The organism is Pseudomonas sp. BB438, from assembly GCF_057180225.1.
On sequence record NZ_CM170001.1, the window covers coordinates 2851035 to 2870938 of the forward strand.

Below are 19904 nucleotides of genomic sequence, written 5' to 3' on the forward strand. Positions count from 1 at the left end.
AGACGTACTCCCCTCGCTTGCGCAGCGTACGTGCACGCTTTGAGCTGACAGGACGCAGCACCCTCGAACGGCTCATTGTCGCCTCCATCTATTAGGCCACCGTTCCCTGGTCCTGGATGCCATAGGTGGACAAGGCCAGGTCAGGCTTGGTGGTGGTGGATGTCTGGGATAAGGAAATCGCCGGAGCCTTCACCCGACAGGCCTCGATCTCCGACTCGTAGCCGCCGTCCCGGGTGAAGCGGTGGCGGGCAGCGAGGATGAGGAAGTCACCGCCCAGCTTGCCGGCATCGATCAGAGACACGACGTTGCCGCTGACCAAGTTGGGCCGCCCCATCAACGACCAGTTACCTATCGTCCGCTCGCGGTTGGCCTTGGCCTGCTCGGCCTTGGTGCGGGCTTTTGCTTCCTCTTCCGAAGTAACTCTGCGGCGGCTCTTGCGGGTGTCGGCACTGGTGGCAACCTTGCTGGAGCTGCTGGGGACAGCAGTGACCTGGCCGTTGACCAGGCTGTACGACACCAGTTGCTTCTTGGCGGGGTTGTGATGGCGAACCTTTACTTCTCTCGGCACAGTGCGGATCTGGTCGCGCAGGGATATTCCGGATAGCTCACTGAGCTTCAGAGCAGCCACTGGCGCGGCATCCGCCAACTCGCTGATGGCGTGGAATACCAGACGCCTTCCCGTGACTTTGAAGGCGTAGTCGAACTCTTGGGCGACCTTACTCAGGAACGCGAGGTCCGACTCCTGCTGAGTCAACCGATCCAGCTTAATCGGCTCGATACGCCCCACCAGCTGCAGCCCCTGGCGGTCCGCGATCTGTTTGGCCAGCCCGTCCAGGCTGATGTTCTCGTACGCACGATGCTCGACGGTGCGCACTGCCGAGTTGATGCCTGTAGCAAGTGCCCGGATGCTGACTTTGAACGGCGGGCCGCCCAGCTCGACCTCGTCGATCTCGAAGGACGCCAGGTCACGCAACTGGCCGCCCACCCAGCCAATGGACAACGTGAGCGTATCGCCCTGTCCTGGGTACCAGGCGTCACGCCACTTCCCTTCGCTATCCTCCAGCTCGACCTCCAGCTCATCAGAGCGACCAGACAGGGAGTCGTTGTAAGTCAGCGAGAGCAGGTATCCGCTGATGTCGCGAGTGATGTTCCGTTGCTGGTAGGTCAGCACGTACCAGGCCTGGGGCACCTGGTTGGGAATTAGCGCATCCATGGCGGAAGGTCATCGGCTGCGGTCTCGACCTCGAGCACCGGAATGGACAGGGTTAGCCCGGCCGGCATCGCGCCCGTCAGTGGAACGTGCGGGTTGGCCTGCATGATGGGCAGGTAGCGATGGGCATCGCCGTAGTAGCGCCAGGCGAGCTGGTCCCAACGCTCGCCTTCGGTAGTGGTGTGTACCAGGTACTCCATGTCAGGCCCTCCGAGTAATGACCGCGACGGCCTTGTCTAGGAGCGGGCGGCTGACCTCGTCCAGGTGGCCTGCAGCACTGGTGACCTTCTCCGAGGCGTAGTCGACCTGCGTCAGCACGCTTTCCAGCGACACTGGCGAAAGGCTGCTGATGGCTGTCTGAACATCGCCCAAGGCCGCGCTGCCAGCGGCTGCTATGGGCGCACCGTCCTGCAGCAGGCCGGCGGCGCTGGCCATCCCCTGCAGGGGAGCCAACGCCTGGCTCGTGACCCTGAGCAGCTGCGGCACCTGGCTCAGCACCGAGGCAGGACTACCGCCATTGCGTACGTCGCGATACAGGTCGACGCCGGCCCGCAGCACATTCCCGGCCGTGCGGGCGTTACCGATCAGTTGCTGGGTCAGGCTGGGCGTAGGGCTGGCAGCGTTCTGGCTCAGAGGTGCTATGAGATTCCCGGCAGCATCGAGCAAGCCCGACCGAGCAGGTGGGCGGGTGAATTGGCCGGTGTACTCGATCAGGCTGACCTGGACGGTCGCAGCCCACAGTCCTCCACCAGCTGCAGCACGGCGCACGGTTGTGCTGATGTCGGACAGCACGTACGGACCGAGGTAGTTGCCGTTGCCCAGGACGAACGCGAGAGGCTCGTGCGCTGCCTTGGCATCCCGGAGCTGCTTCAGCCGTGCCTCCGGATCTCCCAGGGCGATGTGCAGCGAGATGTCCAGGGAGATCTCTTCCAAGCCCTCGCCAGTCCACTCCAGCTTGGGCTTGCCCTGGATAAGGTTGTGTCGAGCCCAGTCGGCCGAGCCTCGGCGTTCCAGGCCAGTCGGGCTGGTGACGATGTCGAACTCGATATCGCCGAGAATGGCGAACATCAGTTGCCCTCCCCATAGCTACGGCGAGCGGTGCGGGCCTGGTACTGGCGCATCAGTCGCTCGAACTCCGCGTAGCTGATCTGTAGAGCCTTCTGCACGTCGCCCTGGACGTTGCCGCCGCCCTGGACGTGGATCTCTGGAGCGAAGGTGATGGTCATGGCGCCTGCAGTAGGAGCGCCGGTGGTGACGCCAGGCGCTGCAAGGCTCGGCGGCGCCATCGCCACTGCAGTACCGGCCGCCATGCCGAGTGCCGCCTTGCGCACCAGATCTGCGCGCGAGGTGATGCCGATAGCCGCGCCTTCGCTGAGGTTCGCGCCGTAGCCGATAAATACCCGGCTGGGCGAGTTGATGCCCAGGGTCTCTGTAAACCAACCCTTAATGGACTCGCCAACTCCGACCACCGCATCCTTGGCCGAGCCGGCCATAGACCGGATCCCATTGATCAGGCCCGTCACCAACATCACGCCGAATTCGCTGAACTTCCCGGGCAGCTCGATCCCGAAATACCCCAACACAGGGGCGAAGGCTCTGTAGAAGAGGCCCAGCGGACTGAAGTTGATGATCAGCTCAGCGATGCCGACCAGGCCGCCATCGAATCCAGCCTTGATCTCCGACCACAAGCCGGAGAAGAAGCCCTTGATCGGCTCCCAGTAGCGGTAGATCAGGTACGCAGCCAACGCGATGGCAGTGATTGCCAGGCCAATAGGGTTGAGCATCAAGGCGCGGCCCAACCACAGCACTGCCTGACCAGCCAGACGCAGGCCGGTCAGCAGCGATCCACCCAGGATGCGGCCGAGCATAAGCCCGCCCCGGGCTGCCAGCATGAGAGGTGCTCCGAATGCCATGCTGAAGCCGCGTAGGAACAGGCCGCTGTACTTCAGTACGGTCATCAAGCCCGACCCGATCCGCCCAAGGCCCGATATCACGGGGACGAATTTTCCGGCCTGCCACAGTGCCCGCAGCAGAGTCCACTTGGACGAAACGGTAGTGATAGTGGTGGTGAGCGCGTTGAATGGCGAAAGCACCAGGTTGATGCCGTAGCGCAGCCCGATGAAGGCAAGCTTCCCAGCCAACAGGCCACCCACCAGGCCTACCACACCCTTGATCACCATGGGGTTGGCTTCGGCCCATGCACCGAACTGCTGCGCCATAGGTACCAGGGCCTTGGTGACATCGACAATCGCCGGCAGCAGCGCCCCGCCAATCGAAATACCGATATCGGTGAGATTGACCATCAGCGACTTCAGCTGCTCCTTGGGGCTACCCATGCGCTTAGCCCAATCCTGATCGAGCACGCCCTGATCAGCTGCTGCCATGCTGCCTTTCTGGATGTCAGCTAGATCGGTTCGGTTCGCCAGAGCCGGTCGCAGGAAGCTCATTACCTGCATGTCCCGGAACAGATCGCCCAGTTTGTAGGCCTCACTCAGTCGCTGCAGGGCGGCTTCGCGCTCCTGGTCATCTTTCAAGGCCAATGCTTTCTGCATCTCACCTGCGGCCGCCGGGCTCTTCGTGCCCATGTACTTGGTGATGACTTCCAGCATGGCCTGCATCGGTGTCATTCCGCCGCTGACCAGATTGCGCATGCTGGTCTGCAGGTCGATGCCGGCGTCCTTGAATGACTTGATGGTGTCTGGTGCGGTGATCTTCGCCAGGAAGTTCTTGAAGTTGTTCGCAGCCTCGTCGTTGCTGCCAGCACCGCGTTTAGCTATCTGAAGGGAAGCACCGATCTCTGCCACGGCTCGCTCCCCAGTGACACCTAAAGCGGCAAACTGAGGGGCAAGCTGGGGAAGCCATTTGGCCATATCGGCTAACTCAAACTGACCTCGTTTACCAGCGTACGAGAGCATGTTCATTGAGCGCTCAAGGCCGCCAGCGCCGATACCTAGGCTGTCATTCATTGCGATAGCCACAGAACCGAGATCATCCATACTGGCCTTAGTCGCAGTCGCTGTCTTGGCCAGCACCGGAGCGTAGGAGGCCAGTTCCTTCGCGTCGGCAATACCACCAGCGATCAGTACCTGTGCACCCTTGGCGACTTCAGCCTGGGTCTGGTTCCACTTCAGGGCGGAACCGCGCAGAACATCGCTCAGACGCTTCTCTTCCGCCTCATCGAAACCGCCCGTGATGGCGATATCACGGGTCTGATCCTGGAAGTCCATGGCGGTCCGTACGGACTGCACCACCGGTGCGCCCAGGGCCAGGGCGGTACCGGCGGTTTCCATGGCCTGGCCGCGCAGCTCGGCACGCTGATTCTTGAGGGTTTCACCACGGGCGATGCTGGTGTTGAGGCGGTCCTGCTTCAGCTTCAACTGGTCGAGGGTGCGGCCGACCTGGTCATATTGGCGACGGAGGTTGCCGACCCCGCCAGCACCAGTGGCCAGTGCCGCTGCCATGGAGCGGCCCAGCTCGGCCTGTTTGCCGCGCAGGAGGTCGGTGGTGCGACCAAGGGATTGGACGGTGGAGCGCGCCGAACCGAACGCGGCATGCAGGGTGCCGGATACGGCTGCCCCGATCTTGAGCCCCACAAGTACTTCGTTGGCCATTCTGCTACGCTGCGCTCATGTTCGAGAAAATCGCACGCCGCACGGCGCACACGGTTTATTGGCTGGTCATCGCCCTGGGCGTTGTGGCCCTGGCCACGCTGTGCCTGACCCACCTGCCGTGGTGGGGGGCAGCGCTGGCGTTCTGCCTGGCGCTACCACTGCTGGCCTGGGCCGCCGCTCCACTGGCTGCGGTGGCGGCCCTGCTGACTGGCCTGGTGGCGGCTATCGCCGCTGTAGCTGCTCGGCAGCTTCGGCACGGCGGCTGATCTCCCGCTCGCATACCTCGCACCAGCGCCAGTACTCATCCATGTCCAGTCCGGCTATCTCACTGGGCTGCATCCGCAGCACCAGCAATAGCGCCTCGTCCCACGACTGCAGAACCGTCTCCGCCGCCAGCCACGTCCCGAAACACCGCCGTCACGGTCTGCGAATCCGCGATATCCAGCTCGCCCAGGTCTTCCAGAGTGAGGCCGGTCATCTTGGCGGCGAGGAAGTCTTCCACGTCGGCATCGCTCTTCCCGTGACGCTGGGCCTCGGCGATGTCCTTGCGTTTCAGGCGGTGGATGGGCAGCTTTTCGATACGCACGCCAAGCGGCGAGGTGAAGGGGAACTTGAGAGGGATGTGCAGGACTTCAGCCATTTTTGGTGCTCCAGGTGGATTACTCTGAAAGAGCCCTGAGCATCTCAGCTAGCAGTGGCGCTGCCTTTTAATCTGGTTTAAAGAGAACGACAGCCAGGTCCACACGGAGGAAACGATGGAAGAAGAAGTCACCCTGGAGCACGAGGGCGAGACCTACTCGGCGAGTTATATACAGGTCGGCGATGAGCTACTGACCTACCTGCCAGATGGCAGTGAGCGCCGTACCTTGCTCCGAGGGCTCAAGCCGGAACATGCCGCAACCACCCACCTGCGCGCGTTCATCAGCACACTGAAGCGCAAGGCATAAAAGAAGAAGCCCCGCACTATGGCGGGGCTTCGAAGCCTTCCTGGCGCCCCGTCCATGGGGCTGTCCTATTTCATCGCTCCTGGTCGTCATCCTGCTCACGAGAGACCGAGGTTGCTCCGGTATTTGGCCAACTGATCCTCGCCACCGACGCGGTAAATGTTGGCCAGATAGTCCAGGAGCAGAGTCTCGGTGCCATTCACCACTTGGCGAACATAGGTGGCGGAGAACGGCGTCTCGTACTTCGTCGGGTCACGCGGCTTGTAGGTGCCCAGCTGGTACTCCTTGAACATCACGGTCAGCAACGTGACCAGCGGCAGCTGGTCGGTGCGCCCCTGGCTGGTGTAGACCTCAATGTTGGAGCGCAGCTGCAGCTGGACCGTCTTGAACGGGGTGGCCACCTTGCGGGCCGCATCCTCGTACTGACTGTTCCAGGTGATCTTGCCCTCCAGCTTGTCGATGCCATCGGGCAGCTCGATCAGGCCGACCATGCCCAGACCCTGGAAGTCGGACATGACGGCTTTGACGCTGCCGAGATCGATCTCCTCGACGCGGCCGAAGAAGCTGTTGCCGTCCAGGTACACGGCGGCATTGGTGATGCGGTGTGCTGCGAAGCCCGCCATGGTCAGTTGCTCCCCGTCAGGTTGACCAGGTATTCCCCGGTGATTTCAGTCTCGAAGGTGCCCCGCTCCATCGGCGGCGGCACCGTCAGTTTGTAGTTGAACAGCAGGTGCCCCAGTTCCAACTCGGTCTGAGGGTTGCGCGCCGGGTCGTACCAGCATTCGAAGCCCAGCAGCGCACTATCGCCGATCAGCTTGCGGCCGAACTGGTTGACGCTCTCTGCGACGCTCTCAATCAGCGCTCCGGTAATTGGCATGTCGACGAACTGCAGCGAGCTGTAGCGGATCGATTCGTCGATGACATCCTTGGTGCGGCGCACGTTCTCGAAGTTCTTCATGTGCGTCACGGTCGGCCAGGCCGAAGTACGGTTACCCCACAGGCGCAGGCCGGTGCCGAAGCTGTTGAAGACGGTGCTGATGCCGGCCTCGTTCAGCAGGTTGACCTCGCTGTTGGCGTCATCTACTCGGGCGGTCAGCGGACGTTCCAGGCCGATCACTCCCAGCAGCTCCTGGTTGGAGCTGGACCACCAGTAGCCCTTGTCCAGATCCACCTTCGCGCGCAGGCCCGCAGCACGGATGGACAGCGGCTGAAGGCGACTACCATCAGTCGCTGCGTCGTACACCACCACGTGTGGATAGCACAGGCGAACGCGGTCGCTACTGGTGTTGAAGTTGATGGAACCGGCCGGCCCACGCCCAGCGATGGCCTGCGCCGGTGTTGTACCGATGGGGGCGTCGATATAGGCGATACCACCCATCTGTTCTGCAGCAGCGATCATCTCGACGCTTACCGCATTCAGGGTGGAGAAGCCCGGTGCAATGAAGATCTTCGGGAAGAAGCCGAACAGGTTGTAACTGTCGGCGAACGCCTTCAGGCCAGAGCGTTGCCCTGCAATGTTGACCGCGCCAATGATGTCAGCGGCGGTGACCAGGCTTGCGTCCGCATGGGTGTAGTCGGCCTTGATCGACGCACCTGCAGAGATGGCGCCACCGACCACTCGGGTGACGAGGCCGGTGACCTTGTCCACCAAGTAGTCGGTACCGACCACGTAGGGTGCGCCCTCAGCAGTCGGTTTCAGAGTCAGTGTCTGCAGCGCACCGTGGCCCAACTGCAGACGGTCATTGTCACCGAAGGTGCGGGCCTGGTCGGCAATGCTGGACTTGTGCACGGCCGGGTCCAGTACGTTGACGACCAGGACCGTGCCGGCGCCGAAAGCATGGATACCGGCCAATGCCTCGGGGATGCCGAAGCCCTGGGCAGTCAGCGACTCAGGGCCGAACTGGGCATCATCGGTCTCGGTCTGGCACAGCGTCAGGGTGTTCACCGGTCCGATGGGCGCGGCGCCCACTACGGCAATGACCGCGCTCTTAACCACCTTGATGGCGCGAGGGCCGCGCTCGACTTCCAGGGTCTCAATGCCGTGCAAGTAATTGGCAGCCATCACTTAGCTCCTTTCTCGGTGGTGGGTTTCTCGACCGGGGCTAGCTCCAGGTGCTTCAACTGCAACAGCACCTTGGTGTACTCGTGATCGGCGGGCAGGCTGACCGGCGCGTTGGGAATCAGACGCACGTCCAGGATCTCCTTGTCCACGCGCAGGGAGGCCGAGCTGCTGCAGGACCCCGTATAGATGTACTTGGTAAGTTTCACGGTGCTTCCTCGTAAAGGACTTGGCTCAGTAGCGGCCCGGACTCCGGACTCATTTGCTGCAGTTGGGTAGCTTGGGTGGCCATGTCCACGCCGTATTGCCAGAGGCCCTGTACCTGGCCGATGAACTGCTCGGCCACCGGACGGCACGGCATGTCGCAGTGCGGTGGGTACCACCCGGTGAGACATTCACGAACATGGTCCAGGTGAGCTACAGCCCCGTTGGCGCCGTTGAGTTGGCGAAACACCAGAGTCAGTCGGAACACCAGGTCGCGTGCCTGGAACACGGCATCGGTCGCTTCGGAGCTACCGAACCGGGAACGGCCGTAGGCCACCAGCACGGCACCACGGGCATGATTCAAGCGATACTTGCTGGGCTCTTCTGGGAACAGCTCGATGGCGAGCTGGGGACCGAAGGCATCTTTGAGCCGTTCGAGGAACGCATCCAGGAGCTGCTCGGTTTGGGTCTTGGGCACGGCCATTAGTAGCGTCCCCACAGGTCATCGCCGAACTGCTGGCGGCGGCTACGGACCTTCACCTCACCCGGCTCAGGCGCAGCCTGGCCGCTGGGCATCCCCAAGGTCACTACGCCGTCGCGGATGGTTTCGAGCAGCTTGATGGTGTCCTTTCGGCTGTCCTTCACTGCGTCTGGCACAGTCCCTTCCGGGCGGCGCTGGTACAGCCAGTGACGGGCCAGGTACACCACTGCATCCCGCAGGACAGTCGGCACTGGATCGAGCGGCAGGACGTAGCGGCCTCGCAGGTAGCCGTCCACCAGCTCTTCAGCCTGGCGGACAGCCTCCTCGATCACACTCTCATTGGGCTGCTCGGCGGCGGGGTCGTCGTTGGAGAGCTGCAGCAGCGTCATCTCCGGGATGGCCTGGCCGATGTCCTGGCGGGTGCAGTAGCGCATGGTCAGATACCGCGCACGATGCGGATCACGTCACCATCCGCTGCCGCTGCATCCAGGGCGAAGCCGTTACCGACGCCCGCAGCCTTGGTGATGGCCTTGCCGTTGGCATCGGACTGCACTTCGGCACCGGCCGCGATGGCTGCACCGGCGGTGACCAGGCAGATGCCGAGCACGTTGACCGGCGCTACGCCGCCTGCTTCGGTGTCGGCAGCGACGGAGCCGAGGGCTTTGGCACCCGCCGCGCAAAGACCGCCAGCGAGGCCGGCGAACAGGAAGCGCGGTAGGTCCACCAAGGTGACCACCGAAGTAGTGAGAATGGGTTGCTGGGTTTTCACTTGGCATCATCCTTCGGCCACATGATGCAGCCGTTGTTGAACAGGGCTTCGGCGTCGGCGTCGTTCAATACGATGGAGTCGCCTTCGTAGTACCACTCGCCGTCGTGAAGCACGTCGGAGCGGTCGGTGACCTGAAAGGTAAGGAGCAGCTCATCGTCTTCCGATTCGCTGTCCAGCTTGTCCTGGATACTGCTGGCATCCTCGGACGGAGCCGGGGCTGCAGAAGCAGCAAGCGATACCGCTGGCTGGGTGGATTCCAGGCTGGGCGCACCAGCCAGGTCAACTGGAGCCATTGGTACCGGTGCAGGTTCGGCCGGGTCGTCGGCAGAGCCCTGACCGATGCCATCACCTGCAGACGGAGATGCGCCCTGGGGCAGCGGCGCACTATTTGCACTGCCGGCCCCGGCCTGCGGAGCAGCGGGATGCTGCTCCTGGTCTTCGGGCTTGACTGAGGTTTTACGGGCCATGCGTCACCTCACGCGTTGGTGTCGGAGATGAGGTAACCGGCATCGGCGCCGACGACCACCGGCTTGTAGATATCGGTGTTACGGACGTAGCGCACCTTGCCGCCAGCGGTGTCAAAGGTGTCGATCTCGGGCATACCCTTGCGACGCAGGGTGTAGCCGAAGCTCGGCTCCTCATGGTCGGCCTGTTCGCCAGCTTGAGGCTTGGCTACGTAGGCCAGGGTCATGCTGTCGACCCAGATGTCGGCAGGCGCACCGGTTCCGCCCAGGGCTTCACCGATGAAGATGTCCTGGACGCCGAACAGCATTTTCAGATGTTCGATGGTGATGAGCTTGCGCTCATTGCTACCGAGAGCCTCCTGCAGCTTCGGGTGGAACTTCAGCGACTGGTAAACCGAAGCCCCCATGGTGATGGTGTTCGGCCGAACACCAATTCGGGCGCGCACCACTTCCTTGCCGTTTTCGACTACAGCGACCGGATCGCCACCGCCACCGCTCCACTGGCTGGCCCCGGCCAAGGTGACCTTGGAGCCGGCCGGATAGGTGGCGGGGTTCTGCGCGAGCTTGGCGCAGGTCACTTCGCGGCGCAGGTCGATGGCGGTGACCACTCGACGACTCGCCCGCGATTCCGCATCAAACATGGACTCGTTCTGCTCGCGATAGTCCACTGGATAAGCGATGTCATGCTCGCGCAGCACCACATCCAGGTCGTCAACGTCGTCGGGGGTAATGACGTTGGACTGAGCACGGATCGCGCGCTCGGTGTCGACCACCACGAATGCTTCCTTGCCGAACAGCGGGATTACACCTGCCTCCTTGTCCATGTAGGCGATGGGGAACAGCGACTCGCCCACGAACGCGGCATTGCGGTAGCCGCGTGCAAGGTTGGTGAGGACCGGGTCAACGATCCGTAGTTGCTTCAGACGATCAGCCATGATTGCTCCTGGTTACTTGATGAGCTGGCGCACGGCCGACTCGTAAGGGATGCCCTTGTCAGCAGCCAGCGCCGTTGCGCGCTGATGCAGATCCAGGCGGTCGGGATCGGTGTTCTTCTCCGCGAACTCCGGATCGACGATGGACGCGGCTGCGCCCTGGCGGTCCTTGCGGGCCTGCTCGGCGAAACTGATCTGGTCGGGCAGGTCCTTGAAGATCGCCTTCAGGCCGTCGACGACGGGCTGGCGGTTATCACCCTCGCCGAACTCCAGCGGGGTATCGCCGGCCTCGGCGAAGTCGAGGGCAGCGATCAGCGCCGTGGTGTGCTTGGGCAGCAACTTCCCGGCGCCCACCAACTCCTCGGCGAACGCCACGTTGGTTGCATGGATGGATTCCTGGCGGGTCTTGAGCTGCTGCTCCTGGTGCTGTTGCACCTGACCTTTCAGGCGCTCGTTCTCCGCCTGCATGGCAGCAATTTCTTCGGGGGTCACAGTGGATTCCTCGACGGTTGCGGGTGGGGTTGGTTCAGTGAAGGCAGGGCGCGGCTCGTCATCGCGACGTGCCGTTTCGGCAAGGGTGTTGATCTGCCAGTCCGGAATGACCTGGTCCGCGACTTCCAAGCCCCGGTCGGAGATGAGCCAGTCGCGCAAGCGGCGCCAGAGGCTGGCCGAGGTCTCAAGCCCGAAGTCGGCGAACTCGACGACACCTTCCTCGTCCTCGGCCAGTTCGATGGGGCGCAGGCCCTTCACTGCTGGCGGCATGGCACCGAGCAAGCCGACGTGACGCAGGTAGTACACGCCGGGCACGGGATTGCTCGGCGAGTCAGGGTGATAGAAGGAAGCGCTGATCTTCTTGAAGCGCCCCTTGTCGATCAGCTCCGCGAAGGCAGGATCGACCTGCGAAGGTTCTGCGAGCAGGCCATCGGCGTTGTGCTGCAGCGACTGCACCCAACCACCGGCCGGTGCATCGTGCTTGGGGTGACCGAGGACCAGCGGGGCTTCGTGCAACGCAGGGTCGTAGGCACGCACCGTGGCGGCCAGGTCGGATTCGCTGAAGTTGAAGTCAGCACCGCTCATCGCGGTGTGCTTCCCCGGCTTGAAGATGTGAAGTGGCTTCATGGGCTGCCGTGCATGTGGGTGGAAGTACATGCGTGCAGCCTGACCGACCTGCAGGCCGGTAGCTTTTAATCGGGTTTAAAGAGTGGTGCCGGCGGAGAATCTGGACGAGTGCGGAAGTTGCTTCCGAGCCGGGCACCACGGACAAGGCGTGAGCGCTTTATAAAGCCTTTACAGAGCTTTTCGACTGCAAGGACCGATAAGCGTGGCGGTAAGCGCTCTGCGCACGCCTACGGGCGTTATACGCTGGCGGCCCGTTTGATGTGTTCCAGGGCCAATTCCAGGATGGACTCCTCGGCCTCGGGCTGCAGCTTGCCCTCGGTGTCCATGGGGAGATACGGACGACCAGGAATATCACCCCACAGGTGCGGGAACTCTTGCTTCTCCCCACCGAAGTGCATCATCGCTGCATAGACCTTGTTGCTGCCGACCAGGGCGGAGTACTCGGTCGCATGGCCGGTGATCGAGGTAGCCAGACCGCCCGCGCTGACCTGGAGCATCTGCCCCGGCCAGGTACCTGCAGCTTCCCGGCGACTGGTCGTGACCTCGGACAGCGTCTCCCACTTGGTATCGCCCTGGCCCTGGTTCTCCAGGTTCTCTTCGGTGATCGCCACCAGCTCGGTGCGGATGCTGCGCATCAATGGCGCCAGATCTCCCACCGCCCATTCCACGCGACGCAGGGTTTCCTGCAGCTGGCTGTGCTCCAGCTCGACGGTGATCATGCTGCACCCTTGCGCTTTAGCGCTTCAGCCAGGCCTTCACCCGGACCATGGTTGAAACCGGGATCGGTGCGGAACTGGACCGGCTTACCGGCGGCATCGGTGGTGCGCACCACCGTGATTTCGGCGGTGCGGATCTCGCCGGTGCGCTTGTTCACCCCGACCTCAACAGTCTCGGTGCGCACGGTATCGGCACTGTGCACCAGGACCAGCTTGCGGCGCTTCACTGCAGCGGCCGACAGGGCGACGACGCGGCAACGACAGTTGAAGCCATTGGGTGGGTAGATCGCGCGCCAGATCGGGTCGTTGGCCGGATAGACCTTGCCGGCCAGTGCGCGGTGGCTTGGGCGGGTCTTGCCGTCGAGGATGGCCACATACTGCCAGTATGGATGGGTGTCGATGGTGGCTTCCTGCTCTGCACGGCGACCGGCCATATAGGCGCTCTGCAGATTGGTCTGGTAGATAGTCTTCAGCCGGCGCGGGCTGCCGAGCTGGACCATCTCGGCGTCGCCTTCTGCGTCGACGATGACCTGCTTGCCCCACCAACCCTGGGTTTCCAGTACCGGCTGCAGCTCGGCGACGAACTGCTTGAGGGTCTGACCCTCCTGCAGGGACTTCTCCAGGGCGGCGCGGATATCCGAAAGCACATCCAGACGCATCGCCTTCGCCACGGTGAAGGCGGTTTCATGTGCCTGGTCGAGCATCTCCTGCCAGTCCCAGGTGATCTGATAGCCCTTGCTCTTCAAATACTCAATGGCGGCCTCGGGCTCCAGGCCGAAGACGGCCTGCAGGTCGACGGGGTTCATCGGCTTTGCCATCAGTCCTCCCGATCAGCCGCGGCTGACAGGCGACCCCAGACACCTGCAATGAAGATCAGTCGCGCCAACTGCTCCTGGAGCGCCTTCGCATCGAGGTCCGGGCTGGTCTCGGCCAGTAGGCCGAGCACCTCGGATTCATCGGCACCGTTCTGCAGGGCGGCGATGACCGGGCGCAGGGCCTCCTGGGCTTGCTCCTGGAGCTGCTCGGCTGACAGGCCATCGATGGCCTGATCCAGGGCGTGCTGATCGAGCAGCGGGCGGATCGTGGGCTCCGCGAACTCCGCTGCAGGCGGCGCATCTTCGATGATGTCACCGTCCTGCAGGTTGTAAGTGCGCTTCCAGTACGCCGGGGTGAACTGCACACCAGAGTCGGTCAGGGACTTGTCGCGCTCAGCCAAGGTCTTGTCGATCTGCTCCTGTTCCCACAGTTCGTACACCGGAGCTGCAACGTCCTCGCCGAAATTGAGATCTACCACCAGCCGTACGGCGGCATTGATCGTGGCCATGGCCAGGCTGGCGTCGCCATCACGAATGTCGTCGGTGACGTCCAGTCCAGCCTGGGCGCTGGCACGGGTCGAGGTTGCTTCGGTGGTCTGGTTCTGGCCGAGCAGCGCCACGTTGATCTCGCTGCGGCAGTACATCAGCAGCTCGCGATAGACATCCGCGCTCCCGCTCTTGCCGGCCGCTTCCTTGATCTCGACGCTGGAGTCGTCAGGGATTACCGCCACGGCGTCCTGCACCATTGCCTCCAGGCTGTCGAGAAGGTCATCAGTCTCCTTGGTGGCGGCACCACGCGGATGCTTGCCGATCAGCCAGGGGCTGCCGTACTTCTCGGTAAACTGCACCCAGAATTTCAGCCCGCCCTTCATGAACACCACCGGCCAGAAGCACATGGAAAGGTCGGCGAAGCCATAGGGGTTGTTGTAGGTGGCGTCCTGGCGCGCCACGACGAAGCGTTGCGGATCGCACAGTTCGCCCTGGATACCGGCATCGCGAGCACGGAAGCGCAGGTGGTTGTCCTGATCGTAGAGGAACCACTCGGCCGGCTTGCCCAGCAGATCCTCTGGCACCAGGTGCAGACCCACTGGGCGCCACATCAGCTCAACCGGCTGGTAGCCGAACAGCGGCGCATCGAGCAGTTCGCGGAGGATGCGGTCCATGTCCAGATCCGCCAGCCAGTCGCGAATGAAGCGCTCCACCCGCACGGGCGCCTGGCCGCGCTTCAGACCACGCTCCAGGGCCAGCACTGACGCCTTGCGGCGGCGGATGTTGCCGCCGACCAGAGCGGCGCTGCGCAGGTCTCGATAGACCTTGATGTCCTTGCCCTGGGCCTTGAGGATCGGGTCGGGGTTGGGCAGGTACATACCCAGCGCCTGCGCATCGAAGCTGCGGCCGCGACTGGCGATGTGGTCGGTGAGGCTCTTCTTTTGCTTCATCTCGGCGAAGCTGACGAACTCGGTAGCGGAGACCCACAGGCCTTTACTGTTGCTCATGCGTATCCCTGGGTGATTCGGGAGGCCGCGCGCGGGCGGCGGGATTTGACGGTGACCGGACCGGTGTTGCCCTCAAGCACGGCAAAGTTGGCCAGCGCGGCAGCCCCGGCGAAGTCACCATGGCGGTACAGGTCGGGGTCTTTGAGGTCCTGTTGGCGGGCCTTGACTACCATGGGAATGCCGTCGACGGTCTCGATGGCGCGGACGTCCTGCTGCAGCGAGTCGTCCTTCGGCATGAGGATGGTGCCGTCCTCGAACAGGCTTACGAACTTGGGCATCCAGGCGCCGTACCATGCACGCGACAGCTTGACCTGGTGAATGCGGTTCCAGCCGAACTCGTCGGCGGTGTCCTCGGCAAGGGTCTCACCGTTACCCGAGGCGTCCAGGGCGGCACCACCGAAGCGAGGCAGCCGGCGCAAGGTGTAGAACAGCACCAGCTTCTGCTGGCGAGCTGGCACGCGGTGCATCTCTACGACGAAGGGCACGTCTCGATGCCTGGCCTGGTCGACGACCATCGGGCAGATGATGGAGAAGTCGCGATGCCGGGCATAGTCCATGCCCAGGTAGTGGCGCAGCTCCGGGTTGAGCTGCTCGACCACGGGCACCAGATGGCGCTCGATCCACTCTTCGACATAGGCGTCACGACGATGCACGGCCTGCTGGGTAAAGTCGTCAGGCAAAGCCAGGCGAAGTACTTCGCGGCCGTCGCGCATTGCTTCCTCGATCCACACGCCGGGCACACAAACGCCGTTGCCGTCGCGCGGGATCGCGTCCAGCTCTTCGCGCATCTGCGCTTTACGCGGGCCGTAGGCGTTGCGGATCTTCTTGTACCAGGCCTCTTTACCCTCGGGCGTCGGCTGTTCGCCCTTCATGAAGCACACGCGTTCGTATAGCCCGTTGGTGACGGCATCGTCGAACGTGGCCTTGAAGACTACAGCGTCATCGCCGTAGCGACCTTCCCGGATGTCGGTGGCCATCTGGTTGAAGGCGTTGGCCTTACCGTTGTGCGAGCTGATGATGACGATCCGGCCGCCCCAGATCAGCAATGCCGTTGCAGCATCGAGCACGGCCGCCACGTCACGGTGGAAGGCCGCTTCGTCGATGATCACCTTGCCCTGTAGGCCGCGCAGGTTGGCCGGATTGCTCGACAGGGCAACGATCTTGAAGCCGGAGGCGTAGCGGATACGGTAGGCGTTGATCTGGCGGGTATTGCCGGACTCGTCCTGGTCCTCGAACAGGAACTCCTCGATCTCGCTGACGCCGGATGCCTGGGCCTCTGCGATCACCCGGGAAAACTTGGCGCAGTAGCCAATGAACTCCAGGCCCTTTTCCTTGGTGTCGCCGATGTAGAACACGTCCATGCCACCCGCGCTCTTGCGAGAGGCAGCGGTGATCACCGAGTCCAGAGCCTCGGCGAAAGTGATGCCAGTCCGGCGGCCCTTCTCGCACAGCTTGATCTGTGCCTCGATGGCCAGCCAGTTGGCCTGGTGCTCCATGAGGATGCCCGCCATGAGCGGGTTGAAGTCGAGAGGGATAGCCTTGGCACGCGGCGGCAGATCGTCCCACTCGACGACCCGCAGCGTGCTCGATGATGGCTTGACGGCCGGGGCGGTCATTGGACCCCCAGGAACTTCTTACGCCAGAACATGGCCTGTTCCTCGTCCATCCCCCCGGCCTGGACAGACTTGTCCAGTTCGGCTGCCTGCTCCTGGAGCAACTTCTCGCGAGCGGCCCGCTCGATAGCCTGGCGCTCTTTCAGGCTCAGGGTGCGGGCTTCCATGGTGGCCTTCGCCGCCCGGGCCAGCGCGGCCACTTCCTTGATCGTCACCTCATCGTTTTCATGGGCGCCCATGGCCGCCTGGTAGGTCAGGGTCGAGACCGCTTCGACCAGGAGCGCGCCAGTCTTGTCGCTGGAGTCTTCGCCCAGGGCGCCGACGAAGGCTTCCGCCTGCTCGCGGTACTGGCGGGCCTTCTCGTTGAGCTGCTCGAAGCCGACCTTGAAGCGCCCGAGAGCGCTGCGGCTGGGAGCCTTTTCGTTGGGGAAGCGAGCACGGACGTCCGCGATCATCTCGTCCAGGGTGTGGCGATCCTCCCGCAGCAGCTTCTGGATGTACGCCTTTACCACCGGTGGCAGGCGATTGACCGAAGATTTCCCCGCCATGGCTCAGGCCCCCGGACGCTTGATGCCCGGAACACGGGCTCGGCCAGCGGCGATGTCGTGGCCGCGCTCGGTCAGGGTTGCCACCACCACAGGACCAATGTCTTCCAGGGAGATCGCCCCTTGCTCTGCCAGCCAGGCCAACTCGGTCTTCACCTGGTCGCGACTGACGGCGTGGCCGAAGCTGTCTAGGGCGGCGTTCAGCACCGAGCTGTTGGCACGATAGGCCGGCATTTCCACCAGCAGGCGCAGGATGACCAGGCGCATGTCCTGGCGCAGGAAGTCGGCATAGGGAGTGCTCATGATTTCTCTCGCAGCAGGTAGTCGTTGATGCGGTCCACGGCGCGGGAGATCGCCTGCATGCCGTCCAGCTGGGCCCGTACCGCCTTCATGTCACCCAGCAACTCGGTGATGGCGGTGTGGTCCGGCATGTGCCGGACATGCTCTTCCAGGGCGACGATGCGGGTCCGCAGTTCCAGCAGCTCCTTGGCACTAGCAGCCTGGCGATTCGTGAGCCAGGTGTAGATGGCCAGCACGGTTACGACCAGCCACTGCACAGCCTGGAAGCTGAAGCTCATTTCGTTGAGGTTCATCGCAGTCCTCGCTTGCTCAGGTTCTCCAGCGCGCTCTTGCAGGGCGCGCAATGCTGGGTGCCGGGCAGAGCCTGGCGGCGGGCTTCAGGGATGGCATCGCCGCATTCTTCGCAGCGATAGGCAGAGGGGCCGGAACATTGCTGGTTGCCCGACAGATGGGCCTCCAGCGCTGCCTCGGTGAAGTCGTTGAGTTCGGAACAGAGGTCTACAACATCCATGTACTAGTTCCCTTCCTGCAGGTCGAGCAGAGCATTGAGTTGGGCGAGGTTGCTCCGGGACCATTTCCCGTAGGCGATGGCATGAGCCAGGATGTCGGCGGGGGTGACCCCGCTTTCCAGAAGTTCGGCGTCAGTGCCGGCGGAGCTGATGGACGCTTGCGCAGAGCCGGCGGCAACGATGCTGGCTTCAGCTCCGGGCACACCGAGGGCGGCGTTGTAGTCGCGCAGCCAGCCAGCAGTAAACACGCAATGAGGAATGGCGACCGGAGCCGCAGCAGGCGCCGGTAGGTAGCGAGTGGTGACATGGGGAATGCGCTCCTGGAGCTGCTGTTGGTAGTCCGCGATTTGCCCTTGCTGCTCCAGCATCCGGGCCTCGGCCTGGTTGGCTCGTGTGATCTGCCGCCCCAGCTCCAGGCTGTTCTGCTCCGCGACCTGCTGCGCCTTCTGGGCGTAACTTGTGCGCAGCTTCTCCAGGTCAGCGGCGCCATGGGCTGCGGCGTAGCGAAAGCCAATGCCGTAGCCGATGGACGCCGCAGCGACCGCGCCCATAAGGCAGGCTGCAACGGCAGTACGGAGATCAAGCACGCGCATGGCGATGCTTCCGGCGGTTGCGCAGCTTGCGAGCACGGCGCTGGATGGCGGCAGCGCCAGTCCTGCCCAGACGTTCCCGAGGCATGGGGCTCAGGTACATGGTGCGCATCAGAGGGATGTGCAAACGACCAAATACCTGAGAGGCCACGGAGATGAGCGCGGTGGCCCACCGAGCGAACATCATCATTGCTGGCCCCCTTGTTCCGGGAGGTCTTGCCGGATCAGCCGCGCCATGAACACCAAGGTGGCCAGGACGCTGCTGCAGGTGGCGAAGGCGCGCGGAGAGAGCTGCGCCTCCCACATGGGCAGCAGGGTCAGCTGGGCAAAGCTGAGCAGCGCGAGCAGCAGAGAAAGCCGCACGCTCCAAAGCTTGTGGCAGCAGCGCCAGTTGTCGATGGGCTTCATGCCGACGGCTCCCCGTGCTGAACGCCACGCAGAATGCCGGCCAGGCTCAAGCCATCAGTCAGCAATGAGTCGCCGTACCAGTCACCACCGGGCAACGGGCCAGGGCCGTTCTCGTGGCGGACAATGGCCCGCACCAACTCCAACATAGTGCGGTAGTCGTAAACGTCGATGGCCTCATCCGGCCCCGCGCCCAGGCGTTTGCATACCGACGCCACATAAGCGTTGGTGTCGTTCTCGTGATTCGGAGCCCAGCGCTGAATGATCCGGCGGACAGTGCGCAGCTGGTGCTTGTCCTGGTATGTGATCAGGGTCCGGGCAATCGCACGAATGCCCCAGACCGGATGGCTAAACACGATGAAGCGCGCATCGCTGGACTGGTCCAGGGCCATGCCTTGCCAGCGCGTGGCGGTGCGCTCGATGTTGCCGGGATTAAAATTGCGGATACCGCGAGGGGTTTCGGGTCGCATGGCGCCTCCTGCAGGTTGGGCGCCGTGCGGGCGCCGAAACGAACACGCCGCCATGATCGGCGGCGTGCTGCGGGAGGGCTTTTAATCGGGTTTAAAGAGATTCAGCCGGTAGTCTGGGCAGACTTCAGACACTCAGTACGGTTCATTTGATACTCATCCAAAGCACTCTTGATTGCTCCAGTTGGATCTTGACCACCGTGGCGTGCAGCATCGAGCTGAGCCTGCCACCAGGCACGAGCATAGGTACCTGCCACACCACAACGGCCAAGTGGATCGAAGACAGTAGAGCCGAACTTAGAGGTGCCGGACTTCGTAAGGTCAGCGAATAGACGGCTGTGTTCTGATATCGCGGGCAGATCTCCTGCTTTCAGCACTTCCACGCCATCTCGCATTGCCCTATCCAGGCTGGACATGAGCTGAGCGGCGGCTTCGGCTGCTTTCCCGTCCGGCGTTTTATAGAGCACTGGCGGTTGTGTAGCCGTGGAAGCCGCAGGCTGCTGAGCAACCTCCTCATGCGATTCTTTGCTGGGCCAAAGAAAGTACGCAGCGACGACGACAATAGCCGCCCAACCAACAAGCACCGCCTTCCTCTCACCCGGCCCCATTTCACTCCAGGACTTCCCTTTCTTGGCCTCGGCCATTCTGTTTCTCC

At 63.1% G+C, this 19904-nt stretch carries 28 protein-coding genes; 2 read left to right on the plus strand and 26 right to left on the minus strand.

All coding sequences use genetic code 11. The features are described 5' to 3' along the window. Window positions 1–91: 91 nt before the first annotated feature. From AC1ZV1_RS13255 to AC1ZV1_RS13270, 4 genes are read right to left on the minus strand one after another with little or no spacing between them, the layout of a single operon-like run. The gene (locus AC1ZV1_RS13255) at window positions 92–1213 is read right to left on the minus strand and encodes a phage late control D family protein (RefSeq protein ID WP_484297132.1); all 1122 of its coding nucleotides are present in this window, start codon (window positions 1211–1213) and stop codon (window positions 92–94) included. Continuing rightward, window positions 1201–1410 carry a tail protein X gene (locus AC1ZV1_RS13260; RefSeq protein ID WP_280054473.1) on the minus strand — a complete coding sequence of 70 codons (210 nt, stop codon included), beginning with the start codon at window positions 1408–1410 and terminating at the stop codon, window positions 1201–1203. Before AC1ZV1_RS13260 ends, AC1ZV1_RS13255 begins: the two co-directional genes overlap by 13 nt. A gap of 1 nt (window position 1411) precedes the next feature. Next, window positions 1412–2278 carry a phage tail protein gene (locus AC1ZV1_RS13265; RefSeq protein ID WP_484297133.1) on the minus strand — a complete coding sequence of 289 codons (867 nt, stop codon included), beginning with the start codon at window positions 2276–2278 and terminating at the stop codon, window positions 1412–1414. Further along, on the minus strand, window positions 2278–4821 hold the full coding sequence (locus tag AC1ZV1_RS13270; protein WP_484297134.1) for a phage tail tape measure protein: 2544 nt from the start codon (window positions 4819–4821) through the stop codon (window positions 2278–2280). Before AC1ZV1_RS13270 ends, AC1ZV1_RS13265 begins: the two co-directional genes overlap by 1 nt. Window positions 4822–4838: 17 nt before the next feature. Here AC1ZV1_RS13270 and AC1ZV1_RS13275 point away from each other — a divergent pair, with 17 nt between their 5' ends. Further along, window positions 4839–5087 (plus strand): hypothetical protein, encoded by a 249-nt coding sequence (locus tag AC1ZV1_RS13275; RefSeq protein WP_484297135.1) that lies wholly within the window; start codon window positions 4839–4841, stop codon window positions 5085–5087. Between the two features lie 59 nt (window positions 5088–5146). Here the strand turns inward: AC1ZV1_RS13275 and AC1ZV1_RS13280 are convergent, their stop codons facing one another. Continuing rightward, a complete protein-coding gene (locus AC1ZV1_RS13280; RefSeq protein ID WP_484297136.1) occupies window positions 5147–5461 on the minus strand; it encodes a phage tail assembly protein in 315 nt (104 codons plus the stop codon). A gap of 115 nt (window positions 5462–5576) precedes the next feature. Between AC1ZV1_RS13280 and AC1ZV1_RS13285 the strand changes: the two genes are divergently transcribed. After that, on the plus strand, window positions 5577–5768 hold the full coding sequence (locus AC1ZV1_RS13285; protein ID WP_484297137.1) for a hypothetical protein: 192 nt from the start codon (window positions 5577–5579) through the stop codon (window positions 5766–5768). Between the two features lie 95 nt (window positions 5769–5863). On the opposite strand, the gene AC1ZV1_RS13290 is transcribed toward AC1ZV1_RS13285, so the two are convergent. The 21 genes from AC1ZV1_RS13290 to AC1ZV1_RS13390 all read right to left on the minus strand — a co-directional run bounded on the left by AC1ZV1_RS13290 (window position 5864) and on the right by AC1ZV1_RS13390 (window position 19893). Then, window positions 5864–6388 carry a phage major tail tube protein gene (locus AC1ZV1_RS13290; protein ID WP_280054461.1) on the minus strand — a complete coding sequence of 175 codons (525 nt, stop codon included), beginning with the start codon at window positions 6386–6388 and terminating at the stop codon, window positions 5864–5866. A 2-nt stretch (window positions 6389–6390) separates the two neighbouring features. Next, entirely contained in the window at window positions 6391–7827 is a 1437-nt protein-coding gene (locus tag AC1ZV1_RS13295) for a phage tail sheath subtilisin-like domain-containing protein (RefSeq protein WP_484297138.1), read from the minus strand. After that, a complete protein-coding gene (locus tag AC1ZV1_RS13300; protein ID WP_484297139.1) occupies window positions 7827–8033 on the minus strand; it encodes a hypothetical protein in 207 nt (68 codons plus the stop codon). Before AC1ZV1_RS13300 ends, AC1ZV1_RS13295 begins: the two co-directional genes overlap by 1 nt. Continuing rightward, window positions 8030–8512, minus strand: a complete 483-nt coding sequence (locus AC1ZV1_RS13305) for a Gp37 family protein (RefSeq protein ID WP_484297140.1) — start codon at window positions 8510–8512, stop codon at window positions 8030–8032. The genes AC1ZV1_RS13300 and AC1ZV1_RS13305 overlap by 4 nt, the downstream gene beginning before the upstream one ends. After that, window positions 8512–8943 (minus strand): gp436 family protein, encoded by a 432-nt coding sequence (locus AC1ZV1_RS13310; RefSeq protein ID WP_484297141.1) that lies wholly within the window; start codon window positions 8941–8943, stop codon window positions 8512–8514. The genes AC1ZV1_RS13305 and AC1ZV1_RS13310 overlap by 1 nt, the downstream gene beginning before the upstream one ends. A 2-nt stretch (window positions 8944–8945) precedes the next feature. Then, entirely contained in the window at window positions 8946–9278 is a 333-nt protein-coding gene (locus tag AC1ZV1_RS13315; RefSeq protein WP_484297142.1) for a capsid cement protein, read from the minus strand. Then, entirely contained in the window at window positions 9275–9745 is a 471-nt protein-coding gene (locus AC1ZV1_RS13320; RefSeq protein ID WP_484297143.1) for a hypothetical protein, read from the minus strand. Before AC1ZV1_RS13320 ends, AC1ZV1_RS13315 begins: the two co-directional genes overlap by 4 nt. An 8-nt stretch (window positions 9746–9753) precedes the next feature. Beyond that, entirely contained in the window at window positions 9754–10677 is a 924-nt protein-coding gene (locus AC1ZV1_RS13325; RefSeq protein WP_484297144.1) for a major capsid protein, read from the minus strand. A gap of 12 nt (window positions 10678–10689) precedes the next feature. Next, window positions 10690–11793 (minus strand): peptidase, encoded by a 1104-nt coding sequence (locus AC1ZV1_RS13330; RefSeq protein WP_484297145.1) that lies wholly within the window; start codon window positions 11791–11793, stop codon window positions 10690–10692. Window positions 11794–12029: 236 nt separating this feature from the next. Beyond that, window positions 12030–12512, minus strand: a complete 483-nt coding sequence (locus AC1ZV1_RS13335) for a phage virion morphogenesis protein (RefSeq protein WP_484297146.1) — start codon at window positions 12510–12512, stop codon at window positions 12030–12032. Further along, the gene (locus tag AC1ZV1_RS13340; protein WP_484297147.1) at window positions 12509–13327 is read right to left on the minus strand and encodes a phage head morphogenesis protein; all 819 of its coding nucleotides are present in this window, start codon (window positions 13325–13327) and stop codon (window positions 12509–12511) included. Before AC1ZV1_RS13340 ends, AC1ZV1_RS13335 begins: the two co-directional genes overlap by 4 nt. Beyond that, the gene (locus AC1ZV1_RS13345) at window positions 13327–14820 is read right to left on the minus strand and encodes a phage portal protein family protein (RefSeq protein WP_484297148.1); all 1494 of its coding nucleotides are present in this window, start codon (window positions 14818–14820) and stop codon (window positions 13327–13329) included. The genes AC1ZV1_RS13340 and AC1ZV1_RS13345 overlap by 1 nt, the downstream gene beginning before the upstream one ends. Next, window positions 14817–16436 (minus strand): terminase large subunit domain-containing protein, encoded by a 1620-nt coding sequence (locus AC1ZV1_RS13350; protein WP_484297149.1) that lies wholly within the window; start codon window positions 16434–16436, stop codon window positions 14817–14819. Before AC1ZV1_RS13350 ends, AC1ZV1_RS13345 begins: the two co-directional genes overlap by 4 nt. After that, window positions 16433–16981, minus strand: coding sequence for a phage protein Gp27 family protein (locus tag AC1ZV1_RS13355; RefSeq protein WP_280054436.1), 549 nt, complete (start codon window positions 16979–16981; stop codon window positions 16433–16435). Before AC1ZV1_RS13355 ends, AC1ZV1_RS13350 begins: the two co-directional genes overlap by 4 nt. A 3-nt stretch (window positions 16982–16984) precedes the next feature. Continuing rightward, on the minus strand, window positions 16985–17281 hold the full coding sequence (locus AC1ZV1_RS13360) for a VpaChn25_0724 family phage protein (protein WP_280054434.1): 297 nt from the start codon (window positions 17279–17281) through the stop codon (window positions 16985–16987). After that, complete coding sequence (locus AC1ZV1_RS13365; protein ID WP_280054432.1) at window positions 17278–17571, minus strand: DUF2730 domain-containing protein; 294 nt, start codon at window positions 17569–17571, stop codon at window positions 17278–17280. The genes AC1ZV1_RS13360 and AC1ZV1_RS13365 overlap by 4 nt, the downstream gene beginning before the upstream one ends. Beyond that, window positions 17568–17789: a TraR/DksA C4-type zinc finger protein gene (locus AC1ZV1_RS13370; protein ID WP_484297150.1), complete on the minus strand. Its 222-nt coding sequence runs from the start codon at window positions 17787–17789 to the stop codon at window positions 17568–17570. The genes AC1ZV1_RS13365 and AC1ZV1_RS13370 overlap by 4 nt, the downstream gene beginning before the upstream one ends. Before the next feature lie 3 nt (window positions 17790–17792). Continuing rightward, the gene (locus AC1ZV1_RS13375; protein ID WP_484297151.1) at window positions 17793–18380 is read right to left on the minus strand and encodes a lysis protein; all 588 of its coding nucleotides are present in this window, start codon (window positions 18378–18380) and stop codon (window positions 17793–17795) included. A 183-nt stretch (window positions 18381–18563) separates the two neighbouring features. Further along, window positions 18564–18785: a DUF7940 domain-containing protein gene (locus AC1ZV1_RS13380; RefSeq protein ID WP_280054426.1), complete on the minus strand. Its 222-nt coding sequence runs from the start codon at window positions 18783–18785 to the stop codon at window positions 18564–18566. Then, a complete protein-coding gene (locus AC1ZV1_RS13385; RefSeq protein ID WP_484297152.1) occupies window positions 18782–19252 on the minus strand; it encodes a structural protein in 471 nt (156 codons plus the stop codon). Before AC1ZV1_RS13385 ends, AC1ZV1_RS13380 begins: the two co-directional genes overlap by 4 nt. Before the next feature lie 101 nt (window positions 19253–19353). After that, window positions 19354–19893, minus strand: coding sequence for a hypothetical protein (locus AC1ZV1_RS13390; protein WP_484297153.1), 540 nt, complete (start codon window positions 19891–19893; stop codon window positions 19354–19356). Between the last annotated feature and the right edge of the window lie 11 nt (window positions 19894–19904).

Coding starts and splice junctions, on each gene's coding strand:
- AC1ZV1_RS13255 (WP_484297132.1), bottom strand. CDS start 1,213: ATGGATGCGCTAATTCCCAACCAGGTGCCCCAGGCCTGGTACGTGCTG.
- AC1ZV1_RS13260 (WP_280054473.1), bottom strand. CDS start 1,410: ATGGAGTACCTGGTACACACCACTACCGAAGGCGAGCGTTGGGACCAG.
- AC1ZV1_RS13265 (WP_484297133.1), bottom strand. CDS start 2,278: ATGTTCGCCATTCTCGGCGATATCGAGTTCGACATCGTCACCAGCCCG.
- AC1ZV1_RS13270 (WP_484297134.1), bottom strand. CDS start 4,821: ATGGCCAACGAAGTACTTGTGGGGCTCAAGATCGGGGCAGCCGTATCC.
- AC1ZV1_RS13275 (WP_484297135.1), top strand. CDS start 4,839: ATGTTCGAGAAAATCGCACGCCGCACGGCGCACACGGTTTATTGGCTG.
- AC1ZV1_RS13280 (WP_484297136.1), bottom strand. CDS start 5,461: ATGGCTGAAGTCCTGCACATCCCTCTCAAGTTCCCCTTCACCTCGCCG.
- AC1ZV1_RS13285 (WP_484297137.1), top strand. CDS start 5,577: ATGGAAGAAGAAGTCACCCTGGAGCACGAGGGCGAGACCTACTCGGCG.
- AC1ZV1_RS13290 (WP_280054461.1), bottom strand. CDS start 6,388: ATGGCGGGCTTCGCAGCACACCGCATCACCAATGCCGCCGTGTACCTG.
- AC1ZV1_RS13295 (WP_484297138.1), bottom strand. CDS start 7,827: ATGGCTGCCAATTACTTGCACGGCATTGAGACCCTGGAAGTCGAGCGC.
- AC1ZV1_RS13305 (WP_484297140.1), bottom strand. CDS start 8,512: ATGGCCGTGCCCAAGACCCAAACCGAGCAGCTCCTGGATGCGTTCCTC.
- AC1ZV1_RS13310 (WP_484297141.1), bottom strand. CDS start 8,943: ATGCGCTACTGCACCCGCCAGGACATCGGCCAGGCCATCCCGGAGATG.
- AC1ZV1_RS13320 (WP_484297143.1), bottom strand. CDS start 9,745: ATGGCCCGTAAAACCTCAGTCAAGCCCGAAGACCAGGAGCAGCATCCC.
- AC1ZV1_RS13325 (WP_484297144.1), bottom strand. CDS start 10,677: ATGGCTGATCGTCTGAAGCAACTACGGATCGTTGACCCGGTCCTCACC.
- AC1ZV1_RS13330 (WP_484297145.1), bottom strand. CDS start 11,793: ATGAAGCCACTTCACATCTTCAAGCCGGGGAAGCACACCGCGATGAGC.
- AC1ZV1_RS13335 (WP_484297146.1), bottom strand. CDS start 12,512: ATGATCACCGTCGAGCTGGAGCACAGCCAGCTGCAGGAAACCCTGCGT.
- AC1ZV1_RS13340 (WP_484297147.1), bottom strand. CDS start 13,327: ATGGCAAAGCCGATGAACCCCGTCGACCTGCAGGCCGTCTTCGGCCTG.
- AC1ZV1_RS13345 (WP_484297148.1), bottom strand. CDS start 14,820: ATGAGCAACAGTAAAGGCCTGTGGGTCTCCGCTACCGAGTTCGTCAGC.
- AC1ZV1_RS13350 (WP_484297149.1), bottom strand. CDS start 16,436: ATGACCGCCCCGGCCGTCAAGCCATCATCGAGCACGCTGCGGGTCGTC.
- AC1ZV1_RS13355 (WP_280054436.1), bottom strand. CDS start 16,981: ATGGCGGGGAAATCTTCGGTCAATCGCCTGCCACCGGTGGTAAAGGCG.
- AC1ZV1_RS13360 (WP_280054434.1), bottom strand. CDS start 17,281: ATGAGCACTCCCTATGCCGACTTCCTGCGCCAGGACATGCGCCTGGTC.
- AC1ZV1_RS13365 (WP_280054432.1), bottom strand. CDS start 17,571: ATGAACCTCAACGAAATGAGCTTCAGCTTCCAGGCTGTGCAGTGGCTG.
- AC1ZV1_RS13370 (WP_484297150.1), bottom strand. CDS start 17,789: ATGGATGTTGTAGACCTCTGTTCCGAACTCAACGACTTCACCGAGGCA.
- AC1ZV1_RS13375 (WP_484297151.1), bottom strand. CDS start 18,380: ATGCGCGTGCTTGATCTCCGTACTGCCGTTGCAGCCTGCCTTATGGGC.
- AC1ZV1_RS13380 (WP_280054426.1), bottom strand. CDS start 18,785: ATGAAGCCCATCGACAACTGGCGCTGCTGCCACAAGCTTTGGAGCGTG.
- AC1ZV1_RS13385 (WP_484297152.1), bottom strand. CDS start 19,252: ATGCGACCCGAAACCCCTCGCGGTATCCGCAATTTTAATCCCGGCAAC.
- AC1ZV1_RS13390 (WP_484297153.1), bottom strand. CDS start 19,893: ATGGCCGAGGCCAAGAAAGGGAAGTCCTGGAGTGAAATGGGGCCGGGT.